The following is a 17,773-nucleotide window of genomic DNA, read 5'->3' as shown; positions in this document are numbered from 1 at the left end:
ATGATAATAAAACTTGTGCGAAACTGGAAGACTTATTTTCCGACAAGATCGGCAAAAGAGGTCATGGCTGATTAGTTGTCCACAAAAACGTTATCGTTTTTAAAAAGAAAAAAAGAAGCAAAAAAAGAAAAACGTGTTGAAATATGGAAAACCTAAGGAGGTTTCCCACATTCCAACACGACAAACAATAACAAATTATTATCTTTATTTAAACTGTCAACTTATTTTAGGACGAGTCACCCGGGAGACGCAATTATGCGTCTCTACAAAAAAATGGAATATTATCCGGGCACACTCACCAGCATACACCCATGTTGGCCCACCTTGTGCGTGTTATAAATCAAAATGTTTTTGAAATCTGTAGCGGTTCCTTGTTGCTTAACCATATGCTCCGGCATGGTCAACGCCCCGCTAACAAAATTGCAGGCCAGCCAAAGCGCAAAAGAAGATGCCGTTGGATACTCGCCACACATGTGTTTAAAACGGGCTATGGTGGTATGCTTATCAAACAAACTATCGCAGGAGGTATAAAAAGGGAGCGAGCGTTTATCGCCATTTTCGCCGGTTAACAGCAGGTCTGGCTTTTCGCCTTCGGGAAGATTTTCTTCAAGGAACTTTTTAATGCGGGTTTTAATCACCTCAACATCGGCACTATGTATGGTAGTTATGGCTTTCAGTTGCGCCATAGCATTTTGCTTATCACGACCAACCACGAACATAGCTGCGGCCTCGCCGGATAGGCTGCCATCGGTTGTAGAACGGTACATGTCGCTGTTCTGGCAATCTTCTTTTTTAAACCAGCCCGCAAGCGTATCAAGGGTGTAGTTGTTGAACGAAATTTCATCAACACCACCCAATAAATAGCGACTATCCGGGTTTTCATTCAGCAGCATGGCTGCATCAATAACCGCGTTTTCAAACGCCAGCCCACGGTGAACGTGGGTAAGGTTATAGTTTTTGTTATTACTGATAAAGGCTATTTGCGATGATATGGTATTGGGGGTCCCCTGCACAAAACTTCCGGGTGTAAGCATATCCTCGTTATACTCAATAATCTGGTTCAGGAACTTACCATTCTCCTCCATCCCGCTCACCTGGGTGCCTATGATTATGCCATTGGGCTGTACGGCGTCAGCAAGCAGCGGCAGGGCGGCTCCCGAGCCGATGCGAGTACTTTTACTCATCCGGCGCAAAGCATTGCCTTTAAACTGCGGATAAGCAGGCTCAATAGCATACAGCTTATTATCAACCGAAGGGTGAAGCGTTTCAATATCGATGTTTTCCCCAAAGGTTTGCTGCGGAGAAATACAGGTGGTTTTGTAGATATACAACTTCATCATTAAGCTTTTGAAAAAATCAATGATGTACAATTCCCGCCAAAACCAAACGAGTTACTCATCACATGTGTTAAAGTGGCGGCCCTGTTAAGCAACACCGGTTCAAGGCCAATATCAGTTATCGGCACATTAAAATTCAAATTAGGGTATAACTCCTGCCTGTCGATATTCAGGATGCTGTAAACCGCCTCAATGGCGCTGGCTGCACCAAGGGTGTGCCCGGTAAAGCCTTTGGTTGATGCAAAATCGGGCAGGGTATCAAACAAGCGCAGCATGGCACGGCTTTCTACCTCGTCGTTATTTTCGGTGCCGGTGCCGTGAGCGTTAATGAAATCAATAGCAGCCGGGTTTAAGCCCGCATTGCCCAGAGCATATTTCATAGCCAGGTATGGCCCATCCCCTTCGGGTGACAATGATGAAGGATGATAAGCATCATTGGCATTTCCGTAGCCGCTCACCACGGCGTAAATGTTTTTGCCTGTCGCATCCGCCTCCTTCTCTAATACTAAAAAGGCAGCGCCTTCGCCTAAATTAAGCCCTTTACGATTTTGATCGAAGGGGGCACAAGCTTCGTCCGAAAGAATACGCAGGGCGTTAAAACCATTAACAGTGAATTTGGCCAGGCTATCGGCCCCGCCTACAATTACACGATTGGCCAATCCATTTTTGATAAGCCGGGAGCCATACATAATGGCATTGGCTGATGACGAACATGCTGTATTCAGGGTGTTAACTACGCCCGTTATACCATAACGCGTTTGGATATGTAGGTTTACCGATGCATAATCGTATGATTTTACATATTCAATGTGTTCGGTATCGCCATGGGTGTTGGCATATAACTCGTCGGTAAGGCACATGCCGCCTACGGTTGTAGCGCCCACAAGGGCAGTATCGGTAGCCGTTAATTGGTTTGGGGTTAGTCGGGCATCGGCAATAGCTTCGTTAAACGCATGCAAGGCAAGCAGGCTGGTGCGGGTAACACCCGGCGCTGTTACGCCAAGTTTCGTTTTCAACTCATCGGTATTTATCAGTACTTCGCCAAAAGGCAAAAGTCCCGAATACCGTGAAGGGAAATTGCCGCCGCCTTTTATAATACCGGTTTTGCCCTGTACCAACGCCGCGTGATTTTCAGCTACCGAGTGGCCAATAGCACTAATCACACCAATCCCGGTTACTACAATCCTGTCCAATTTTTTATCCGTGTTTATTTTTGCCCGTTTTGCTCAATATAAGCAGCCATGGTGTTTACGTCAACAAGTACCTTTCGGCCCTCTTTAGGGTCTTGTATATTGATGCCATACTCGCGTTTCAGGAGTACAATAAGTTCCAGTGAATCGATGGAATCGAGCCCCAGGCCATCGCCAAACAACGGCTCATCGTCTTTAATGTCTGCCGGGGTTAGGTCAGTTAAATTCAGGAACTGAATGATCTGAACTTTTAACTTGTCCTTTAGTTCTGTAGTTTCCATCTTGTTTCTATATTAAATTCTTTCTTTTTAAACCAATAAACGTTAGCGCCTGGAATACAAATGTAATTCCAACCAACGGAATAATGCTGATAACAACATCCTTTAATCCCGCGCCCTCTAAAAATAAGCCATAATAGGCTTCAATGCACCAATGTAATGGCGATAATGAACTAATTGTTTTTAATGCCCCCGGCATGGCAAATGACGGCACCATCAGGCCGCCGATGGCCGATAGTATCACTATGGATACCGCTCCAAAGCCGTTTGCCTGCTCCTGCGTATGGGCAAACACGCCCACACAAATAGCGTAGCTTACAGCGCAATAACCAACGGCTACCGTTACTAAAATCAAACCGAAAATATCTGCCGGTAAGTTCAACGCGGGCAAATTAATATACGGAAAAAACCATAATCCCAACGAAAAAATTACCAGTGCCTGGAACAGGGTAACACACAGATAAGTGATCTGCTTGGATAACAAGCCTACAGCAAAATTAGTGGGCAATGTTTTTAACCTTATAAAACTGCCGCTCACCTTTTCTCTCACCACGCTGCCGCTTAACGACATGATGATAAAAAACATGGCAAATATAGTCCAGGCGGGTACATTGTGCTGTGTAGCATTTGGCGCCGTTATGCTGCCGCCCTTTGATACCGGCACCTGTTTTATTTCGGCCTTACCGTTCAGCATTTCCTGTTCAAGCTTTTCGGGCATCTCCTTTTCGTTTATGGCGAAGTAGAGTGTACGCAGCGTTTCCCGGCTTTCTACAATCTGTAAGGAGCTGGTTAACGCGCCGTTTACCGAAAAACGGATAGACTCGGGTATAGATGGATTGTAATGTAAGATCAATGGCGTAGGTGCGGCCAGTTTTTCTTCTTTAGCAGAATCGGCCTGCAGGCCAAAGCTTTTTAGCGCTTTATTTGACGATGATTTGGCTTTTGCTTCAATCTTTGCCGAAAAATCGGGAGGAATGGTAATGGCCAGCATGGCGTCGGCGTTATGCATGGCATCGCCCATTTGCTGTTCGTTTAAATTTGATGCTGACTGAACCACTTTAAACATGCCAATTTTGTTGATGGTGGTTGTGAGTTGTTTGCTTAGTTTGCCCGCATCTTGATTACAAACCACTACGGTGAGCTTATTTTTGTTCATCAGCTGAAAGGTGCTGTTCTGGATAAGCGTAACCACAATAACCAAAATAATGGGCATGATGAACATCAGCGATATGCCCACTTTGTCGCGCAGCAATATCCTTACATCTTTTACTATGGAGGCCCAAAGCTTAAACATTAGTTCCGGTAATCCTTTCCTGTTAAGTTTAAAAACAGTTCCTCCAGGTCCTGGTGGCCATACTCTTCCAGCAAACTATCCAGTTTTCCTTCCCTAACAATCTCGCCCTTATCAACCAGGGCTATTTGCTCGCACAGGCCCTCGGCTTCGGCTAACTGGTGCGAGGTATAAATTAAAGTGGTGCCCTGTTTATTCAGTTGCTTTAAGTAATTGATGATGGCGTGGCGGGTTTGTACATCCACACCAACAGTTGGCTCATCCAAAAACAAGATCTTCGGATTATGAATAACCCCTATGGCCAAATTAACCCTTCGTTTCATCCCGCCCGAAAAATTTTCAACGGCTTTATGGCTCACGTCTGTAAGGCCCAATATCTCCAGCAATTCGGCCGACCGATGTGCAATTTGTTTACGGTTTAAGCCGTACCATGCCCCAAAAAACTCCAGGTTTTCTATCGGGCTAAGTTCCTGGTAAAAGGAGAAATCCTGCGGCACAAAACCAAACAACTTATTTACAGCCTTGCTTTTGGTGCCAATTTTATGCCCCAGCAATTCAACCGTGCCGCTATCGGCAACCAGCAGGCCAGTCATCAAATTCATGAGCGTGGTTTTACCGGCGCCGTTCGGGCCAAACAACCCGAAGCGCTCGCCTTCGGCAATCTTTAAATTCAGGCCATCGTAAGTCACCCCCGAATTACCCGGATAATGAAAACAAAGGTTTTCGATATTTACGGCGAGGGATGTTTTGCTTACCATTTAATATTTTTCAGCAGTGTAAAAGCTTTCTTTTCTATTTCGGCAATTTCTAACAAATAGTTGCCCATTACATTAAAATCTTCCTGGCTGCCTATGCGGCCTTTGTAAATACCTGCGGCTTGTACAGCGGCTGTTCGCCACATGTCACCCGCCTGCGTAAACATTTCTGATGCCTGTAGCAAAGTAGGGTTGGGCAGGTAATCATTAGCCTGCTGTAAAAACGCGGCATAAATGTACCTGAAACCACCGCCGCCTGTACCAATCTCTTCCTGCATCCGCACTAATTGCGCCAGGTACAAGCCCGCGGTTTTAAGGCCCAGCTTATCGCGCCAGCCTTTTATTTTATTGCCGGTATACCTTATCCCGTTTACGCCAGCGAAAGGGCCGGGGATAGAGATCATGTTGAAAGCGTTTTTTTTAATGCCGCTTTTAATAGCACTTCTGATCTGGTCGTCGGTAATTTCCGTTTGATTGGCGGGATAGTATAATTGCCCTTTAGGTGCCAAAGCCCCTTTGGCAAAACGCACGCGCTCCAACTCATAGCTGGTTAGTGTGGTGGCGTGCTCCATAATAGGGTCGCTAATCAGGTAATTATCGCCTTCCTTGCCAAAAACAATAAGGTTATGGGCATTAAAATGAAACCGGTATTCCTTAGGGAAATAGGATAAATAATAAACCCCTACCTGCGCGCCAACCGGCTGTCCGGCTTTAAGGCTTTCCATCAAAGCAGCCTCGGCCTTTTCTTTAGATCTGAATTTTTTCTGTATCACCGGGATCCCCAGTGATTTGCAGGTACGGCTAAATATAAAGCCAGGCATTGAGCGAAAAGCAATTGCCGGCCCATTATTTATTTTTATTATCGGTACGTATACAAAAAACAGCCCGGCACCGATGCCAAAAGCCAGCGGCTCGGTTATTTTGCCGTTCGAGATCTTTTTTAATAAATTACTGGTAACCCCCGATTCGCAATGTGCAGCTTGTCCGTGTTCAAAGTCAATCTTCATGCACATCCATACTTTTTAACTCCTCAACCTTTACATTAAAGGCTTCGGCATATTTTTTTAACTCTTTATCTGATAGTTTATTAAACACACCGGGTTTCAGATGGCGTTTTATCTGCCATTTCCAAAAGCCGGTGTAATCGGCCAAAATACTTATGTCCATTAACCGCAGCTCCATAAAAAATAGTAGCGGGCTGGCCTCGTTATTTAAAACTTTTTGTTTTGCGTTGGCAATACGGCCCTCAATTTCCTGCCAGGCCACATCCAGCGCGGTTATTTTTACATCCCAGCCATCACTCAGCTGTGTTACGTACTTACCATTGCTATCTGTAGCATAGCATACTTCCTTGGTAATTTTACCAAGCGAGCTTAAATCCTGGGGTACGTTTTCCTTTTTCATTTCTGGCAACGCTTTTCTTAAACAACAGTAAGCATGGCATACATGTACGAGAACCGTGAGCTCTCGGGCACCAAAAGTAAAATCTTTTCGCCAACCTTTAATTTGCCGCTATTAAACAGCTCATTAATCATCAGGTAAACAGATGCCGCACCCACATTACCTACGGTATACAGGTTCATAAACCATTTTTCGTAAGGGATACCTCCACCGTATAACTCCACCATATCATAAATCTTCGGCCTGAAAAAATCGCTGGAGATATGGGGTAAAAAATGATCGATATCATTTGTAGTTAAACCTTTACGTTCAAAAATCTCTTTAATCTTGGCTCCGCCTAAAGGCACAATGTTATCGCTCAGCAAGCCAATATCCTGCTTTACACTGAAGATGGATTTATTTTTAATCTCTTCTGGCGTAAAATCCATAAAACCTTTCAGGCTGCCATCCGGTTGCTTTTCGGCGCCCATGTACATGCAAGCATCCATCTGGTTGGCGTATGATACACCTTCAATCCAGTCAACCCGCAGGCTTAAACCGGTTTCGTTTGGTTTATCGGTCATTAAAAATGCCGATGCCCCGTCAGACAGCATCCACCTTAAAAAATCTTTATGAAACGCGATATATGGGTTTTCGGTAAGCTCCTTTAGCTTTTGTGCTTCTTCCTCAAACACATCAGATACCAGCAAGCCCGAAAACCTTTCGGACCCGGCAGCCACGGCTTGCCTGGCTTCGCCCGATTTAATGGCCATGTAGGCATATTTGAGCGCGTGCATCCCGGCGCAGCAAACACCCGATGGCGATACCACCTCAATCGGGCCCGCTTCGGGCAGCCAGCCATGCGTCATTACCCCGTGGCTGGGCATCATTTGATCGGGCGATGAGGTGCCGCATGATAGTACATCAGTTTCCTGTATTTTGGCCGATGTATTTTTAAATAATTCCTTAATGGCCAGGGCCGTCATTTCGGCATTAGTATGGGTGGCTTTTTTACTTTTATCTAATGCGTAATACCGGGTGGTAATGGCATTATTGCGCAGTACTATTTTTTTTGATTTAGAGGGTTTATTGTCGATATAACCCAGATACTGCTCCATATCATCATTTGCAACGGGTTCGTTGGGCAGAAAAGCAGATGTGGCGTTTATATAAACCTGATTAAAAGACATGTATATTTTTAATTTAGTTGTAAGTAAAAGTTCTTTTTCTCCTGGATCCTATCACCAAAAAACGGCCGTATTAAAATCATATCAACCGTTAATGCAATAGGGGCAACAATAAACAGGGCAAAAAAAAGATAATATTTAAAAGCAGCAAGCCATGCCGCCTTATTTTTCCGTTTTGAAATAATTTTTGCCCAAACCGAAAATATAATCCTTGCCTTCCCTTCAATAAACATCAGCGGGTATTTAATGTTTACGGCGTCGTTGTGCATTAATTCGTCCTGCAGGCTGTCCCAATAGTCAACCATATTAAGCCGCGCTGCTATAACCCTGCCAAATTTGGCGGTTTCCTTTATCTCCTCCTCATCAACGCCGGGCTTGGGGAATATATCCAGGTAGCGTTCTTTTTTACCGGTAAGCATCCAGTAAAAAATAGTAACAAAGCTTACCGGGTTAAGGTGCCTGTCAACCAGGGCAATATTTCCAACTAATCTGCCTCCTGCATCCTGTATAGATTTGCGCACCCGCACAAAAGCATTTAACCACATATTGCGGGCGGCGCTGATAGTTACAACCGGCGTATCTTGTACCACCTTAATAAAGTCGGGGTGGTTAAGCAGTGAATTTGAGGGAATACTGGGTGACAAAAACCATGGCTGATAACCAACAATGATCATATCGTATTTACTTTCCTTTAATACAAATGGTTGAATTTCGGCAGGTACACCTAAAACACAATCAGGCATAACAGCAAAAAAACGGGAGCCTGTCCATGGGAAATCATAGCCGTTTACCATTTTAATCTCCACCTTTTCAACCGATGCCCCCGCATCAATAATAGGTTGCGTTAATGAGTCGATCACATCGCGCATCTGGCCCGATTGGGTGTAATAAATAGCCAAGATCTTTTTACTCATTATTCAGCAGGTTTAAGGTCTTCCGGGTGCAAAACTTTAGATGTTTTGGTATAATCAACTATAGCCCGCTGTACAACAGGCGACAGGCTGTTAAAGTTTTTAACTATCATACTTTTATCTTTTTCGATATCGGCACGGTAGTGCACAATTTTAGGAGCTTTTTCCTGGATAACCAAGCGCAAAAAATGCAGATCGGTATTGCCGGGTTCGGCCAATAAAGCTGTTTCCAGTTTAATCCGGCCGGCTTTAAAAAAGCTTAGCTTATCTTTTGGCTTGCCGGCCAGGCTGGCTTTTTTCATTAATAAAGCGCCCTCATAGCCGTTTTTTGTTTCGGTACCTGCATCGGTAAATGTAGCCAGTTCCTGGTTTATTTCGTCGATGTTATCAGATGCCATTGCTTTGTAGAAAGCTGCTTTCTCCAGTTTTTGCGCGCTGGCCCCGGTGTTGCTGCCTGCTAAAATTACCAGTATAAAACAAACAAAAGCAATGCGCTTTTTAATATAATTCTTCATAAACCTTACCAAATGTAATAAATATTACGTGCTCCACAAACACCTTTGCGCTTTACTAATAAAGCTTAAGCGCAACCTTTTTTCTATCATTTAGTTTTAAATTTTTTTTATACCTTAAACCCATGTGTCACAATATTATGATGGTTTTTGCCTGTGATGGTTTAACAACGCCCAATTAATAGCGGTTGCACCATTAAAATCCGGTTTTCTTTCGCTTACTTTGGGGTTTGAATTTTTTTCGGAAATTTAGTAGCGAAATAATTTACACTATCTTCCATACCATAAACAATGAAATTAATTAACAGCAATCTACATGGATAAAACCAAACAGTTTTCGGGTTTATGGGCTGTAATTTTAGGGGGGTCTGGCGGCTTTGGGTTTGGGGCTTTGCAAAAGCTTGCAGCACACGGCATGAACGTGGCGGTTTTATACCGCGAAACCGCTATTACCGAAAAACCGCTCAAAATAAAACTTAACCAGATTGCTGAAAAAAACGGGGTAACCATTTTACCGTTTAACATAAACGCGCTTGAACAAACTGGCCGCGATTTATTTTTAAAACAATTTACCCAAGTTGCTGTACATAAACATTGTGTTAAGTTATTACTGCATTCAATAGCGCGGGGCAATTTAAAACCATTGGCTACCGGGGCAGAAAATACTGATACCGCTACTGTTCTTTCAACTGATGATATACAGGCCACAAGCTATGCCATGAGCAATAGTTTGCTTGATTGGACAAGGCTATTGTTAAACGCCGGGCTTTTTAACGCAGATGCCCGTATTATAGGCCTTACCAGCGGTGGTGCGCATAAATACTGGGAAAGCTACGCAGCGGTATCTATTGCAAAGGCATCGTTAGAGAGCCTTACAAAATACATGGCAGTTGAGTTTAGCCGTTATGGGATAAAAACCAATTTGATACAAGCCGGAGTTACCGAAACCGCATCATTAAAAAGAATACCGGGCAGCGATAAATTAATTGAACTGGCCGGCGCAAACAACCCTATGGGGCGCATAACAAAACCCACAGATGTGGCAAACGTAATATATATGCTTTGTACCGACGAAGCCTTCTGGATAAATGGTTCATTAATTCATGTTGACGGTGGCGAACATTGTTTGTAATTATATAGATTTTTAGAGGCATGAATAACCATATACTTAATCATTTACCATACAAATCAACATTCCGCTTTATTGATAACATTACGTCATTAAACGAAAACGGGGTTACCGGCGATTTTACATTGAAGCAGGATGCTTTTTTTTATGAAGATCATTTTGAAGGAAACCCGGTAACACCTGGCGTTATCATTACCGAAATTATGGCCCAGATTGGTTTGGTTGTACTGGGTATATTTTTAATTATGAAAGAACCCGGCAATGATTTTACCAGCGACACATCATTGTACCCGGTGCTTACCTCAACCGATGTTTCTTTTTACAAAATGGTTTTACCCGGCCAAAAGGTTACGGTTATTTCTAAAAAACAATATTTTCGTTTCGGCAAGTTAAAATGCATTGTGGAGATGCTGAACAGCGAAAAAGAAATTGTTGCCAGGGGCACATTTGCCGGCATTATTAAACATATTGATATCAAATGAGCAGGCGCGTTGTAGTTACCGGCATGGGCGTTGTATCGCCAAACGGCATCGGGATCAGCACTTTCCTGGATGCCATACAAAACGGCGTTTCGGGCATCAAATTTCAGCCTTTGTATGAGGAATTGAAATTTAGCTGTCATGTGGCGGGCAAGCCCGATTTTGTGCTGGAAGATCTTAAAACTAAAAACTACATATCCGAGGTTGTTTTTCACGGTCTTAAAGGCACCAATATAGGTTATGGCCTGATGGCGGCGCTTGACGCCTGGGCCGATGCCGGCCTGAAATATGATACCGACGAACCCCGCTGGGAAACCGGCTGTATTTTTGGCAACAGCGTATCTGATACCGAGGCCATGAAAAACGTGATTACCCGTGTTGATAACAAAGAAGCTAAAAAATTAGGATCGCGCGTGGTGGAGCAGGCCATGAACAGCGGCGTTACCTCCTATGTATCGGGCCGTTTAGGATTGGGCAATAAGGTAATTACCAACTCGGCGGCTTGCGCTACCGGCACGCAGGCTATTTTAATGGGTTACGAAACCATTAAAGATGGGTATGCCAAGCGGATGCTGGCAGGCAGCAGCGAATATGTTGACACCTATGTATTCGGCTCGTTTGATTCTATGCGCGTATTATCCCGAAAATATAATGATCAGCCCGAAAAGGCATCAAGGCCGATGAGCATAACCGCAGGCGGTTTCGTTCCCGGCTCTGGTTCGGCCGCGCTTGTTTTGGAAGACCTGGAATTTGCCTTGGCCAGGGGCGCCAGAATTTACGCCGAGGTTTTAGGAGGATCAACCAATAGCGGCGGCCAGCGGATGGGCGGCTCCATGACGGCGGCCAACCCACAGGGCGTTATCCGGTGTATTGAAGATTCCATATCCAATTCCAACATCAGCCCTAATGATATCGACCTCATTAGCGGCCACCTCACCGCCACCAATGCCGATATGCAGGAAATTCAAAACTGGTGCAAGGCGCTTGGCCGGGGCGGAGACGATTTCCCGCTGATGAATTCGCTTAAATCGATGATCGGCCATTGCTTAAGCGCGGCTGGATCTATCGAATCAGTGGCATCAATATTGCAAATAGTACACGGATTTGTTCATCCCAATATAAACCTGGATGATCCGAATCCCGAAATAGGCAACTACATCAATTTAAACCGTTTGCCTGTTTCGTTAGTCAAAAAAGACATCAATATCGTTGCAAAAGCTAATTTTGGCTTCGGCGATGTCAATTCCTGCTTAATATTTTCTAAATTTAACCCTAATGACACGACAAGAAATTTTAACTGAACTTAAAAAGGTTTTATCGCCATACACCCTTGATAAAGAAGCCCTGGCCGGCATTGATGAAAACACCGACCTTATTAAAGACCTGAAAATTAATTCGGCTAATCTTGTTGATATCATTATTGATGCCGAAACCAAATACAATATCGAAATAGATTACGATGCTGCCGACAAAATGGTAAACGTAGGCGGTTGTATTGATGTAATTGAAGAAAAGACCAACCAGCAAACATGATCATAAGTGCCGGTAATGATATTGTAGACCTCCAGGCCATCGACACAGCGCGAACAAACAACCCCAGGTTTTACACAAAATTCATTACCGGCCCCGAAACCCGGTTATACAGCCGCCCCCAATTAGCCTGTATGCCGTTTGAGCATTTTGTATGGCTGTTATGGTCGGTTAAAGAGTCCGTTTACAAATTTGAACAAAGGCATAATCCCGGCCTTGTTTTTTCTCCCTCAAAAATTTCAGTTCAGTACATCAATAGCCCATCGGGCAGCACATCTGCCCGGCTCCCGGAAGAACCTATCGAAGTAAAAGGCTTTGACAAACAAATTTATTACAGCGGCGCTATTGTGTTTGAACAGCAGGAACTATATTTCTGTTCGGTAATTAATAATGCCTATATCGCCTCATTTGTTAACAACATAAACAGCTTTGAAAATATCTATTGGGGAATTAAGCGGATTGACCATACCGGTACCGATTTTCAATCCGTGCAGGTAAGGGAATTTATATTGAAAAGACTTAAGCATGTTACCCCGGCAGCTACACCCAATATCATTAAAAACGATTCAGGCTGCCCGGTTTTATATAACGGAGCGGCCGAAACAAATCATCCAATTTCGCTGGCGCACCATGGGCATTACGTGGCCTATGCATTCCATTTAGCCAACGCACCGGATGCTGACCGGCACTCAATTAGCTAATGCCTCTATTTTTTTGATATCGCGGTAGCAGATGTATAGCGGGATAAATCCGAAAATGCCAAAACAACAATCAATGCAGCGCCAATAAACGGGGATACCACGTATGGGGCCTGCAATAAAGGCCAGTGGAAAAACCATAATACAGGCAATCATTCCAAACTGAATTATCCAGATATTTTTTACAGGGTTGCGTAGCGGGCCAATAAAAGCAGTGGCTATAACCAGGTGCCCAAATGCCAGCCAATCTGTTCCGTAGCTTAAGTAAGGGTAGTTTTGGTTGGTTGTTTTTACGGCCAGGTAAACCTGTGTTATCCAATTGTGCATAAAAGCCGGGAATATATTTACGCCGGCCAGGAAAGCCAGTTCCGTTTCTATCGGGAAGGCGGTTATCCCGCTTAATACCAGCCCAATAATAAATACAATGATCCAGGTTTTTACTTTTTTGCGCAGTTGAGGTTCGGTTTGCATAATAGGTGTGAATTTAAGATTATTCAGGTCAAAAACGCCGCGCTAAATCAGCAAAAAAACGTTTTTGCCCGGAAATACGCATCTAATTGGGTTAACATAACTTAACACATTTCAAATAACATATTTACAAGTATTTGATAATCAATATTTTATATTTTATCATGGTTAACACTAAAACGATCTCGCAATTCAAGCGCCTCCAAATATTTGTGCATCGTGTTGGCCAGCTTTTCGCCGTTAACTATTTTGATGCGTTTGCCCTGCGTGTGCCGGTTTGAAATTAGCGTATAACTAAAAATATAGCGAGATTTGAGAAAGCAGCGTAAGCAACCCGTAATTTTATATTTATATGAACGTACAAGAACAAATCAAAGAGCATATTACCAGCCAGCCTGAACCAAAGCGTAGCGAGATACAAGAGCTGCACCAGCGCATACTCCAGGTTTTACCAGGATGTAAATTATGGTTCGACGATGGTAAAAACAGCGAAAATAAAACGGTTAGTAACCCTACTATAGGCTATGGGTTTCAAACCATAAAATATGCTGATGGAAAGACCAGGGATTTTTTTAGAATTGGTTTGAGCGCAAACAAAACCGGAATCTCTGTCTATATCCTCGGGATCAAGGATAAGGCGTACTTAGCCCAAACGTATGGAGAAAAACTGGGCAAGGCAAGCGTGACAGGCTACTGCATCAGGTTCAAAACGCTGAAAGATATAAACATTGATATACTTGAAGCGGCAATACGATACGGGGGCGAGATTCCCGCCGAAAATTAAATTTCAATCAGAGACACTCCCCTCTTTTTATTACATTTGTTGCAAAGGAAATGGTGTCTTCCTACTCAACCGCCCTAAAAAGCTGATGGCGCCTGCGTTAATTAACCCGTGGAACGATATTCCGCGCTAATTTTTGCAGGTGAAAATTTTCCAGATTAATCCATTTCAAAAACATACGGCCTGTCAGCACGCTGTATACTTCCTTTCCGCCATATCCGTATCTCCAGCAATCAGCATCAATGTTTTATGCCGTTTGTTTTGTTGCAGCAACTCCAATCCATCAATTTTAAACCTAAATTAGCGTCGCCATAAAATGAACGATAACATTTTTACGTCCGAACATTTTTCGATAGTGAAAAACCTGCTGAGGTGGACACTCATCATCATCCCCATTGCCATTGTTATCGGTAGCATGGTGGCCTTGTTTTTATGGCTGCTCAGCTGGGCAACGCACTTCCGGTTTGCCCATACTTACCTATTATATTTATTGCCTGTTGCCGGGGTTGCCATCCATTTCATATATAAACTTGCCGGCAAATCATCGGAAAAAGGAAACAACCTCATTATCGACGAGATCCATCAGCCCGACTGCGGTGTGCCCAAACGGATGGCGCCCGTGGTACTGCTTACCACGGTTATCACCCACCTGTTTGGCGGATCGGCCGGGCGCGAGGGCACAGCGGTACAAATTGGCGGCAGCATAGCGCAGGCCTTTGCTAAATGGTTTAAACTAAGCCCTGCCGATACCCGCACCATACTTATTGCCGGTATAGCCGCGGGCTTCGGGGCTGTATTTGGCACACCTGTTACCGGGGCAATATTTGCTATGGAAGTTTTAACCATTGGCCGCATACAATACAACGCCTTGCTGCCCTGCTTAATGGCCAGCATTATTGGCGATGTTACGGTTGCCGCCTGGGGCATTCACCATACCGCTTACCATATTGATGTTTTTGCAAATGTACCGCGCTGGTACGCAACCTATACCGCCTTCGACTTTTTATTACTGGGCAAAATCATCGTAGCTTCGGTTGCCTTCGGCCTGGCCAGTTACCTGTTTGCTTACCTGGTGCATGGGCTGAAATCGCTTTTTGGAACAATCGTTCCAAAACCATGGCTTGTCCCCGTACTTGGCGGATTGATCATTATTGGCCTTACTGCCCTGTTGGGCAAACCAGATTACCTGGGCCTCGGGATCGACCCCGAACATGCCGGGGCAATCACCATACCATCGGCATTTAACGCAGGCGGGGCCGATACCTGGAGCTGGCTGTGGAAAACCATTTATACAACCGTTACCCTTGCAAGCGGTTTTAAAGGCGGCGAGGTAACGCCATTGTTCTACATCGGGGCAACCCTGGGCAATACCCTATCTGTTTTGATGGATGCCCCGGCCGGCCTTTTTGCAGCGCTTGGTTTTATAGCGGTATTTGCCGGAGCAACCAATACCCCCCTGGCCTGTACTTTTATGGGGATTGAACTTTTTGGCAGCCAGTATGCATTGTTTTTCGCGGTGGCCTGTTTTACGGCCTATTTTTTTAGCGGGCATACAGGCATTTACGGCTCGCAACGCATTGGCATTGCAAAAACATCGGGCCGCTACGCCGATGCAGCAACGCTGGCCGAAGCCGATAAACGCAGGCGGGGATACATGCGGCAAAAGCTGGCAAAGTATAGGTTAAGGGGGAAATAGCGCTGGCGGTTGTTAGTGGTTTAGGATTGTAGCAATAAGTAAATCGTTCAAATTCCTTAGGTAGCCGTTTAATTGTCTCCCATAGCAGTAAGTTTTATGTCGGGTGAATTCCCGAACGACTATGTGATGATTAGAAGCAATAAGGCAAGGTGGAGATTGAGTAATTGTGGAGGGTCACGAGGTACGAGGGATACCCAATTACGAAATACTACCTTGAAGTGAAGTTGAACTATGTGCGGATGTATCAGCTAACTTTGTGATGGAATTCACAACTATAGAATAGTTATTTTCCTAATCCGTAACGCGATAACATAACTTCTGTCAAGGCAGAGGCAAGCTTCGAAAATCGGCTTTTGAATTCCCCTGGTTTTATCCAGCTAACAGGGTGCGGTGAACTAACTTTAAGACTGTCCTCTTTGATAAACATAGAATCACTCGTTAAAAGGAAATCGAACCTGTAACTCTCTTTTCTATTAAACGGTTTTAGAATTGCGTCAAAGGCTTCGGCGGGACTTTGAAGGGTTGGCGCGGACTGAACGGTGGCATTATGATGCCGATCTAAACTATATGGAGTGATTTGCAAGAATCTTAGATTACGTCCCGTAATACCAAATTCAAATTCCTTGAAATCGGTTTGACTGAAGTTAAACAACTCTATTGATCCGGTCCAAAGTCGGGGAAACTTATACTCTATCTTCTCGTTTGTTAACGTAATGTAAGATTCGCTCAGCGAACTGTCAGCCATTTGATCATAAACAGATCGTAATTCAATATTATAGGTGATTGGTTGTATTCTATTCTTTCTATTGTCGAGAATTTGCTTTAAAATGGTGCTGCTGACGCTGCCGCCTGCAAACGCTATTCCGATTTGTATCCAATTAATCTCTTGCATAGAATTTAGGGTTGATTTTTAAATTAAAGTTATGCTTGCGGCATTGAATAGGATTGATCTAAAGAAACAATCTTTTTACGCATTTCCACCTTGTCTTTAAAGTGGCGGGCAATCTCATGCGTCAAAGAGACGTAATTATTTCGTTCAAGTGTACCATGATAATAAATCTTTATTGATTTGCAATTTGGATGCTCAAACACCATGTTCAACATGGTTCTATCTGATAACCCACAACTATGACCAAGAACATACACTTGATATTCATCGCTGTCGATAAATCTAATCAAATTGTGATAGTTTGACGTTCTGAAATACCAAAAAGATTTTATATGATCGAAGTAGCCTTTTGCTTTTTCCTTTTCCATTTTCAAATAATCTTCGTCAAGTTCATCACCAAAACCAAAGACTATTTTATTTCCCTCGTCATTTAACTTCCCATGTATATAATTTACTTCTGGAGTTTGTTTTTGGGAATGGAAGCTATAATTACGGATATATTCACTCAAAGTAGCGGTGTAATTAAAATTCAGCATATATGTACTCTCAGGTTCAGAGTCAAACATTAAGGTAGAATTATGCACATCCCCTTTAAATATCGGGGACGTAAATATCTTCATATAGCCCTCGATGTAATTGCTGGGTGGCAATGTACCTAAATACGTTTCTAAAAGATTGATTATTGCACTTAAGGATTTGTTCAAATCAGCGAGGCGCTTATTCTTTTTTTCTAATTTCAATTGAAGGTTAAGAACAAGCTTTAGTCGATCATAAAAGCTCCCTTCAATGTCAACCCAGTTGTTATCAGAGCAATTTTCCAAAAGTTCCCTGAAGAAATCCGAGTGTACTGTCAAATTTATAGGATTGGGCATATTGTAAGAATCCTCTGGCGGAAGGAACCAGGTATTTGTTACTAGAGCTTTAAATTGGCCCTCGTGATAACAATCTTCAATGGACTCTTTAATTGATGAAACTGTATTGAAGTTAGTAGGCGCATGTTTAACTCTTTTTACAGTAATCAAATCGTCTTCATACTCATAATCGCTGAATGCTTTACAAAAAGATCTGTTGATGTACCAAAGCATAAAGTTATTGTAGCTTGTCTTCAGCCCATGTGCTAAATCGAAACCATTACCAACAAGAATGAGTCTATTCATATCGAATATAATTAAAATATCTGCGAGCCGTCCTGCGAGTTTGAGCTAGCGTCTGTGAAGGGATAGCTGCAAAGCAGCGGTATGAGTTCATTAGTTAATGTAATA

At 43.5% G+C, this 17,773-nt stretch carries 20 protein-coding genes and 1 riboswitch; of the genes, 7 read left to right on the top strand and 13 right to left on the bottom strand.

Annotation, left to right across the window (positions count from 1 at the left end; translation table 11 throughout):
- Positions 1 to 281: 281 nt before the first annotated feature.
- Genes AC1DXF_RS03255 through AC1DXF_RS03210 form a run of 10 tightly spaced genes read right to left on the bottom strand, consistent with a single transcriptional unit; the run spans position 282 to position 8,844 of the window.
- The gene (locus tag AC1DXF_RS03255; RefSeq protein ID WP_477446068.1) at positions 282 to 1,340 is read right to left on the bottom strand and encodes a beta-ketoacyl-[acyl-carrier-protein] synthase family protein; all 1,059 of its coding nucleotides are present in this window, start codon (positions 1,338 to 1,340) and stop codon (positions 282 to 284) included.
- Positions 1,340 to 2,530: a beta-ketoacyl-[acyl-carrier-protein] synthase family protein gene (locus AC1DXF_RS03250; protein WP_477446066.1), complete on the bottom strand. Its 1,191-nt coding sequence runs from the start codon at positions 2,528 to 2,530 to the stop codon at positions 1,340 to 1,342. The genes AC1DXF_RS03255 and AC1DXF_RS03250 overlap by 1 nt, the downstream gene beginning before the upstream one ends.
- A gap of 14 nt (positions 2,531 to 2,544) precedes the next feature.
- Positions 2,545 to 2,808: a phosphopantetheine-binding protein gene (locus AC1DXF_RS03245; RefSeq protein ID WP_477446064.1), complete on the bottom strand. Its 264-nt coding sequence runs from the start codon at positions 2,806 to 2,808 to the stop codon at positions 2,545 to 2,547.
- 7 nt (positions 2,809 to 2,815) lie between these two features.
- Complete coding sequence (locus AC1DXF_RS03240; protein ID WP_477446062.1) at positions 2,816 to 4,099, bottom strand: ABC transporter permease; 1,284 nt, start codon at positions 4,097 to 4,099, stop codon at positions 2,816 to 2,818.
- Complete coding sequence (locus AC1DXF_RS03235) at positions 4,099 to 4,854, bottom strand: ABC transporter ATP-binding protein (protein ID WP_477446060.1); 756 nt, start codon at positions 4,852 to 4,854, stop codon at positions 4,099 to 4,101. The genes AC1DXF_RS03240 and AC1DXF_RS03235 overlap by 1 nt, the downstream gene beginning before the upstream one ends.
- Entirely contained in the window at positions 4,848 to 5,858 is a 1,011-nt protein-coding gene (gene darH / locus AC1DXF_RS03230; RefSeq protein ID WP_477446058.1) for a BtrH-related acyltransferase DarH, read from the bottom strand. The genes AC1DXF_RS03235 and darH overlap by 7 nt, the downstream gene beginning before the upstream one ends.
- Positions 5,848 to 6,255: a flexirubin biosynthesis protein DarG gene (gene DarG / locus AC1DXF_RS03225; RefSeq protein WP_477446056.1), complete on the bottom strand. Its 408-nt coding sequence runs from the start codon at positions 6,253 to 6,255 to the stop codon at positions 5,848 to 5,850. Before DarG ends, darH begins: the two co-directional genes overlap by 11 nt.
- A 17-nt stretch (positions 6,256 to 6,272) precedes the next feature.
- A complete protein-coding gene (darB, locus tag AC1DXF_RS03220) occupies positions 6,273 to 7,421 on the bottom strand; it encodes a dialkylresorcinol biosynthesis protein DarB (protein WP_477446054.1) in 1,149 nt (382 codons plus the stop codon).
- 8 nt (positions 7,422 to 7,429) lie between these two features.
- The gene (locus AC1DXF_RS03215; RefSeq protein ID WP_477446052.1) at positions 7,430 to 8,332 is read right to left on the bottom strand and encodes a hypothetical protein; all 903 of its coding nucleotides are present in this window, start codon (positions 8,330 to 8,332) and stop codon (positions 7,430 to 7,432) included.
- Positions 8,332 to 8,844 carry a hypothetical protein gene (locus AC1DXF_RS03210; protein ID WP_477446050.1) on the bottom strand — a complete coding sequence of 171 codons (513 nt, stop codon included), beginning with the start codon at positions 8,842 to 8,844 and terminating at the stop codon, positions 8,332 to 8,334. Before AC1DXF_RS03210 ends, AC1DXF_RS03215 begins: the two co-directional genes overlap by 1 nt.
- Before the next feature lie 313 nt (positions 8,845 to 9,157).
- Here AC1DXF_RS03210 and AC1DXF_RS03205 point away from each other — a divergent pair, with 313 nt between their 5' ends.
- The 5 genes from AC1DXF_RS03205 to AC1DXF_RS03185 are packed head-to-tail and all read left to right on the top strand — an operon-like array spanning position 9,158 to position 12,680.
- Positions 9,158 to 9,973 carry an SDR family oxidoreductase gene (locus AC1DXF_RS03205; protein ID WP_477446048.1) on the top strand — a complete coding sequence of 272 codons (816 nt, stop codon included), beginning with the start codon at positions 9,158 to 9,160 and terminating at the stop codon, positions 9,971 to 9,973.
- Positions 9,974 to 9,993: 20 nt separating this feature from the next.
- Positions 9,994 to 10,452, top strand: coding sequence for a 3-hydroxyacyl-ACP dehydratase FabZ family protein (locus tag AC1DXF_RS03200; protein WP_477446046.1), 459 nt, complete (start codon positions 9,994 to 9,996; stop codon positions 10,450 to 10,452).
- A complete protein-coding gene (locus AC1DXF_RS03195) occupies positions 10,449 to 11,750 on the top strand; it encodes a beta-ketoacyl-[acyl-carrier-protein] synthase family protein (protein ID WP_477446044.1) in 1,302 nt (433 codons plus the stop codon). The genes AC1DXF_RS03200 and AC1DXF_RS03195 overlap by 4 nt, the downstream gene beginning before the upstream one ends.
- On the top strand, positions 11,725 to 11,982 hold the full coding sequence (locus AC1DXF_RS03190) for an acyl carrier protein (RefSeq protein ID WP_477446042.1): 258 nt from the start codon (positions 11,725 to 11,727) through the stop codon (positions 11,980 to 11,982). Before AC1DXF_RS03195 ends, AC1DXF_RS03190 begins: the two co-directional genes overlap by 26 nt.
- Positions 11,979 to 12,680, top strand: coding sequence for a 4'-phosphopantetheinyl transferase family protein (locus AC1DXF_RS03185; protein WP_477446040.1), 702 nt, complete (start codon positions 11,979 to 11,981; stop codon positions 12,678 to 12,680). Before AC1DXF_RS03190 ends, AC1DXF_RS03185 begins: the two co-directional genes overlap by 4 nt.
- Here the strand turns inward: AC1DXF_RS03185 and AC1DXF_RS03180 are convergent.
- The gene (locus AC1DXF_RS03180; protein ID WP_477446038.1) at positions 12,669 to 13,148 is read right to left on the bottom strand and encodes a hypothetical protein; all 480 of its coding nucleotides are present in this window, start codon (positions 13,146 to 13,148) and stop codon (positions 12,669 to 12,671) included. The genes AC1DXF_RS03185 and AC1DXF_RS03180 overlap by 12 nt on opposite strands.
- Positions 13,149 to 13,497: 349 nt before the next feature.
- On the opposite strand from AC1DXF_RS03180, the gene AC1DXF_RS03175 reads away from it, so the two are divergent.
- Positions 13,498 to 13,929: a DUF1801 domain-containing protein gene (locus AC1DXF_RS03175; RefSeq protein WP_477446036.1), complete on the top strand. Its 432-nt coding sequence runs from the start codon at positions 13,498 to 13,500 to the stop codon at positions 13,927 to 13,929.
- A 37-nt stretch (positions 13,930 to 13,966) separates the two neighbouring features.
- Positions 13,967 to 14,031, top strand: a riboswitch (Fluoride riboswitch).
- A gap of 211 nt (positions 14,032 to 14,242) precedes the next feature.
- Entirely contained in the window at positions 14,243 to 15,622 is a 1,380-nt protein-coding gene (locus AC1DXF_RS03170; protein WP_477446034.1) for a voltage-gated chloride channel family protein, read from the top strand.
- Positions 15,623 to 15,905: 283 nt separating this feature from the next.
- Here AC1DXF_RS03170 and AC1DXF_RS03165 read toward each other — a convergent pair whose 3' ends face one another.
- Both AC1DXF_RS03165 and AC1DXF_RS03160 read right to left on the bottom strand, forming a co-directional pair.
- Positions 15,906 to 16,514 (bottom strand): hypothetical protein, encoded by a 609-nt coding sequence (locus AC1DXF_RS03165; RefSeq protein ID WP_477446032.1) that lies wholly within the window; start codon positions 16,512 to 16,514, stop codon positions 15,906 to 15,908.
- Between the two features lie 29 nt (positions 16,515 to 16,543).
- Positions 16,544 to 17,668: an AbiH family protein gene (locus AC1DXF_RS03160; protein WP_477446030.1), complete on the bottom strand. Its 1,125-nt coding sequence runs from the start codon at positions 17,666 to 17,668 to the stop codon at positions 16,544 to 16,546.
- Between the last annotated feature and the right edge of the window lie 105 nt (positions 17,669 to 17,773).

It is taken from the genome of Mucilaginibacter sp. P2_A5 (assembly GCF_056404995.1).
This window is presented reverse-complemented; position numbering and strand designations above follow the sequence as displayed.

Excerpts from the sequence above, each read along its gene's own strand:
- AC1DXF_RS03255 (WP_477446068.1), bottom strand. The coding sequence starts at position 1,340 with ATGATGAAGTTGTATATCTACAAAACCACCTGTATTTCTCCGCAGCAA.
- AC1DXF_RS03245 (WP_477446064.1), bottom strand. The coding sequence starts at position 2,808 with ATGGAAACTACAGAACTAAAGGACAAGTTAAAAGTTCAGATCATTCAG.
- AC1DXF_RS03240 (WP_477446062.1), bottom strand. The coding sequence starts at position 4,099 with ATGTTTAAGCTTTGGGCCTCCATAGTAAAAGATGTAAGGATATTGCTG.
- AC1DXF_RS03235 (WP_477446060.1), bottom strand. The coding sequence starts at position 4,854 with ATGGTAAGCAAAACATCCCTCGCCGTAAATATCGAAAACCTTTGTTTT.
- darH (WP_477446058.1), bottom strand. The coding sequence starts at position 5,858 with ATGAAGATTGACTTTGAACACGGACAAGCTGCACATTGCGAATCGGGG.
- DarG (WP_477446056.1), bottom strand. The coding sequence starts at position 6,255 with ATGAAAAAGGAAAACGTACCCCAGGATTTAAGCTCGCTTGGTAAAATT.
- darB (WP_477446054.1), bottom strand. The coding sequence starts at position 7,421 with ATGTCTTTTAATCAGGTTTATATAAACGCCACATCTGCTTTTCTGCCC.
- AC1DXF_RS03215 (WP_477446052.1), bottom strand. The coding sequence starts at position 8,332 with ATGAGTAAAAAGATCTTGGCTATTTATTACACCCAATCGGGCCAGATG.
- AC1DXF_RS03210 (WP_477446050.1), bottom strand. The coding sequence starts at position 8,844 with ATGAAGAATTATATTAAAAAGCGCATTGCTTTTGTTTGTTTTATACTG.
- AC1DXF_RS03205 (WP_477446048.1), top strand. The coding sequence starts at position 9,158 with ATGGATAAAACCAAACAGTTTTCGGGTTTATGGGCTGTAATTTTAGGG.
- AC1DXF_RS03200 (WP_477446046.1), top strand. The coding sequence starts at position 9,994 with ATGAATAACCATATACTTAATCATTTACCATACAAATCAACATTCCGC.
- AC1DXF_RS03195 (WP_477446044.1), top strand. The coding sequence starts at position 10,449 with ATGAGCAGGCGCGTTGTAGTTACCGGCATGGGCGTTGTATCGCCAAAC.
- AC1DXF_RS03190 (WP_477446042.1), top strand. The coding sequence starts at position 11,725 with ATGACACGACAAGAAATTTTAACTGAACTTAAAAAGGTTTTATCGCCA.
- AC1DXF_RS03185 (WP_477446040.1), top strand. The coding sequence starts at position 11,979 with ATGATCATAAGTGCCGGTAATGATATTGTAGACCTCCAGGCCATCGAC.
- AC1DXF_RS03180 (WP_477446038.1), bottom strand. The coding sequence starts at position 13,148 with ATGCAAACCGAACCTCAACTGCGCAAAAAAGTAAAAACCTGGATCATT.
- AC1DXF_RS03175 (WP_477446036.1), top strand. The coding sequence starts at position 13,498 with ATGAACGTACAAGAACAAATCAAAGAGCATATTACCAGCCAGCCTGAA.
- AC1DXF_RS03170 (WP_477446034.1), top strand. The coding sequence starts at position 14,243 with ATGAACGATAACATTTTTACGTCCGAACATTTTTCGATAGTGAAAAAC.
- AC1DXF_RS03165 (WP_477446032.1), bottom strand. The coding sequence starts at position 16,514 with ATGCAAGAGATTAATTGGATACAAATCGGAATAGCGTTTGCAGGCGGC.
- AC1DXF_RS03160 (WP_477446030.1), bottom strand. The coding sequence starts at position 17,668 with ATGAATAGACTCATTCTTGTTGGTAATGGTTTCGATTTAGCACATGGG.